A 3,933-nucleotide genomic window follows, 5' to 3' on the forward strand; every position below is an offset into this window, starting at 1 on the left:
TGCGGCCGCCGCCACCAGCGCGGCGGACGGTTGGCGTGGTCCTGCAGCAGGATTGGCCGCGACGGCCGCCAGCGCGCCAGCGTCGCCGCCTCGCGCGCGAACTGCAGGCCGTGCACGTGCACCACGTCGGCCTCCAGCTCGGCCAGCAGCGCGGCGATGCGGCGCAGATGGCGCCGGCGCGCGGTCTCGGCATGGCGCACGAAGTGATAGTTCACGCCGTTGCGCTGCAGGTGCGCATCGACCGCGGCGGCCTGGATCACCGAAACGCGGGTGCCGGCGCTGGCCACCGCCTCGGCGATGTCGGCCAGCGACGGCCACAGCGCGAACGCCTGCTCCGGCGTCACCCCGTCCGGCAACGGCACGAAGTTGAGTTGCACGGCATGCACGGCGCGGTCGACGTTGCCGTCCATGCTCAGATCCCGGATACCTGCGGCCGGTGCAGGCGCACCAGCCGGTTGGCCAGGTTCAGTTCCCATGGCCGGTCGTAGCGCCGGTAGCGGTAGCGCCACGCGGCCAGCGCGCTGAGGCCGCGCTTGGCCCAGCCCGGCGAGCGCTGGTCCTGCGCGGTGGGATAGCGGCAGCCGAGCACGGTGACGAAATCGCGGATGCGCTGGCGCAGCGCATCGGTGAGCCAGGGCGCATCGGCGTGGCAGGCGTAGTCCACCCACTGCGGCTGCGCCCATTCCTCCGGCGTGCGCGGGAACTGCACCGGCACCCCGTCGCGATCGAGCAAGGGCGTGCCGGCGCGGCGGCCGCGGTCCTTCTCGTGGCGGCTGCTGTCCGGCAGCGGGGTATACACGTAGACGATGATTTCCGACTGCGGGTTGATCCGCTTCAGCTCGCGGATGAACTCGAAGGTCTGCTCGGTCTCGCGCTCGCTGTCCTGCGGTGGCGCGACCATGAACGACAGCTCCGGGATCACCCCGTTGCGCCGGCACAGTTCGGCCACTTCCAGGGTCTGGTCCGGGCGCGTGCCCTTGCGGATCTCCTTGAGCATCGCCCCGCTCGGCGACTCGGCGCCGATGTAGGCCATGCGCAGGCGGCTCCTGCGCACCAGTTTCCAGGTGCTCTCGGACAGGTTGAGCAGCGCGTCAGCGCGGGCGTAGCACCACCACGGCAGTTCCAGCTTCGCCATCACCTCCAGCAGCGGGATCATGTCGGCTTCGCGGTCGAAGAAGTTGTGGTCGAAGAACTGGATCGAGTCCGCGCCCAGGCCGTACTTCAGATACCCAAGCTCGCGCTCCAGGCGTGCCGCGGTCGGCAAGGCGGTGGCGCCGCCGAACATCGCCGCCACCCCGCAGAAGGTGCAGCGGAAGCGGCAACCCAGCGCGGCCTGGTGCGAGGCGGTGCGGCGGCCGAGGAAGGTACGGCCGAGATAGCGGCGCGGTTCGCCGAGCTTCTCGTACGGCAGCGATGGCAACGCGTCGCCGCGCTGGAAGGCGCGGTTGCGGTTGTGCACCACGGCGCCGTCGTGCTTCCAGGACAGCCCGTCGACCTGCGCCAGCGTCGGCCCCTCGCCGCGCAAGGCGGCCAGCAGTTCCGGCAAGGTGTCCTCGCCTTGCGCGCGGATCGCGTAGTCCACGTACGGCGCGGCCAGCGCGGTGTCCGGGTACAGCGTGGGAAAATAGCCGCCCCACACGATCGGCAGTGCCGGGAAGCGCGCACGGATGGCCTGCGACAGGGCGATCGACGGTGCCAGTTGCGGTCCGCCCATCACGCTGATGCCGACCGCATCGAAGCGCTGCTCCTGCAGCGCCTGCAGGCTGCGGTCGATGAAGTCGCGGTCGACGTTGCCGTCGATGATGCGGCTGTCGCCCGTGCGATCCAGCGCCGCCGCCAGGTTCAGCAGCGACAGCGGAAAGCGGGCGCTGGACGGCTTGGTGATGGTGGGATTGACCAGCAGCGTGTTCGATGTGGAGGACATACGGTGCGGACGCAGGACGGAGGTCACGGCAGGCGCCGCAGGCGCAGCACCAGGGCCACCGGCACCTGCAATGCAGCGGGATCGAAATGGGCACCGGCGGGGATGTCGGCCGGGTCGAGCATCGGTTCGCTGACCGCGTCGATGGCCAGCCCGAGCGCGGCGCAGGCGGCGTGCCAGTGGCTGTACAGGTGCTGGGTGTGGCGCACCGCGTAGCGCTGGCCGCCGGCCTTGAAGTCGCGGCGCCAGCCCAGCGCCGGGCCGATCGGATGCACGTCGCTGCACAGCACCCAACCGCCGGGCCTGGTGACGCGGCGCAACTCGGCCAGGGCCAGCGGCAACTGCGGCAGATGTCCCAGCGCCAGCGCGCAGATGCTGAGGTCGGTGCTGGCATCGGCCAGCGGCAAGGCCTCCAGGCGGCCTTCGTGCAGCGCGTAGCGGCCGGTATCGACGTCGCCCAGTTCCTGCGCGGCGCGTGCCAGCATCTGCGGCGACAGGTCCACGCCGGTGACGTGGCCGGCGCCACGCTGCAGCGCATGCAGCAGGTAGCGGCCGCTACCGCAGCCGGCATCGAGCACGTGCTGGCCGCGCAACGACGGCGGCAGCAAGGCCAGCATGGCGCGCTGCTCGGCCTGCATCACCGGGTTGTGCGCCTGCGCCGGGTAGCTGTCCGCCCACAGCGCATAGGCGGTCAGCGGATCGAGGGTCGGGACGGCGCTCATGCCGTGCATTCCTGCGACAGTTGTGTCGTGTGTGAACGCGGTGGCGCAACGTGAAGTTCCAGGCCCGGCTCCAGCGCGAGCAGCGTCGGGTCTGCCAGCTCCGCTGCGAGCAGCTTGGGGGTCCCGTCCAGCGTCACCGGTACCGTGTCCACGCCGGCGGCAGCGAACCACGCGGCGAAATCGGGATCGGCGATCCGCGGCCGCCCGTCGCGCACGACCGCGCGCAATGCGCTGCGCGGCAGCCCGACCAGGCTGTTGGCAGGCGCCCCGCCACGGTCGGCGACGATCAGCAGATCGGCGTGTGCGCCCGTCGCCAGATGCCCGCGATCCGGCATGCGCAGGATGTCGGCCGCGGCGGTCGTGGCCAGGCGCAGTGCCTGGGTCGGGTCCAGGCCGTGGGCGGCAGCCAGGCGCAGATCCTCGAGCAGGTCGCGGCCGCCGCTGACCCGCGCATCGCTGCCCAGCGCCAGGCGCCCGGCCGCGCTCAGGCGCTGCGGATCGAGGGTGCGTCCGAGCAGGGTCAGGTTGCTGCTCGGGCACCACACCACCGCCGCGCCGCAGGCGAGCACGCGGGCGACGTCGTCCGCGCCCAGGCCCACGCCGTGGATCAGCACCGTGTTGTCCGCCAGATAGCCACGCCGCTCCAGCTCGGCGAGTTCGCTGGCGGCCACCGCGTCGGTACCTTCGGCCAGGTGGATCATCCACGGCCAGCCGGCGGCGGACGCCGCGGCGAAGCTCTGTGCCAGCGGCGGTCCGTAGTCGGGGCCGTGCAAGGTGTAGCTCCAGCCGAAATCGCGCAGCAGCGCCACCGGGAAGTCGGCCGCGTCCAGCGCGGCATGCCAGGGATCGTGATGGGCCACGCAGGTCACCCCGGCCAGCAGGTTCTTCAACCCGCCATGGCGCAGCCGCAACGACTTGGGCAGGGCCAGCGCGGCGGTCACCGCCGGCGTGCGGAAATGCGCGGCGAAGGCGTCGATCCAGGCATAGCTGTTGGCGAACGGCGCAGCCTGCGGCAGCGGCGGCACCGCATTGACGTGCAGATGCTCGTGGGCGTTGATCAAGCCGGGCAGCACCAACTGCCCGTGCAGATCGATGCGCAGCGCGGCCGGCGTGGCCGCCGCGGCGATGCGGCCGGCGCGCAGCGCCAGCGGCGCGTGCACCGCCCCACAGGCGTGCGCGACGCGCGCACCCTCCAGGCAGAGGTCGATGGGGGCGGCAGACGCGGCCATGCTCAGCGCTTGCGCAGCACGATCAGGAAGTGATCGCCCATGTCGCGCAGCAGCGGCCAAC

General features: G+C 71.9%; 3 protein-coding genes and 1 pseudogene. All 4 read right to left on the bottom strand.

Annotated elements, in window-relative coordinates:
* Positions 1–410 (bottom strand): annotated as a pseudogene (locus D180_RS17175) (glycosyltransferase family 1 protein); the annotation flags it as partial.
* A 2-nt stretch (positions 411–412) separates the two neighbouring features.
* The gene (locus tag D180_RS17180; protein WP_017913768.1) at positions 413–1,924 is read right to left on the bottom strand and encodes a radical SAM protein; all 1,512 of its coding nucleotides are present in this window, start codon (positions 1,922–1,924) and stop codon (positions 413–415) included.
* Between the two features lie 23 nt (positions 1,925–1,947).
* On the bottom strand, positions 1,948–2,643 hold the full coding sequence (locus D180_RS17185) for a methyltransferase domain-containing protein (protein WP_017913769.1): 696 nt from the start codon (positions 2,641–2,643) through the stop codon (positions 1,948–1,950).
* Positions 2,640–3,872, bottom strand: a complete 1,233-nt coding sequence (locus D180_RS17190) for an amidohydrolase family protein (RefSeq protein ID WP_017913770.1) — start codon at positions 3,870–3,872, stop codon at positions 2,640–2,642. Before D180_RS17190 ends, D180_RS17185 begins: the two co-directional genes overlap by 4 nt.
* Positions 3,873–3,933: the final 61 nt, after the last annotated feature.

This window comes from Xanthomonas sp. SHU 166 (assembly GCF_000364685.1).
Classification (GTDB): Bacteria; Pseudomonadota; Gammaproteobacteria; order Xanthomonadales; family Xanthomonadaceae; genus Xanthomonas_A; species Xanthomonas_A sontii.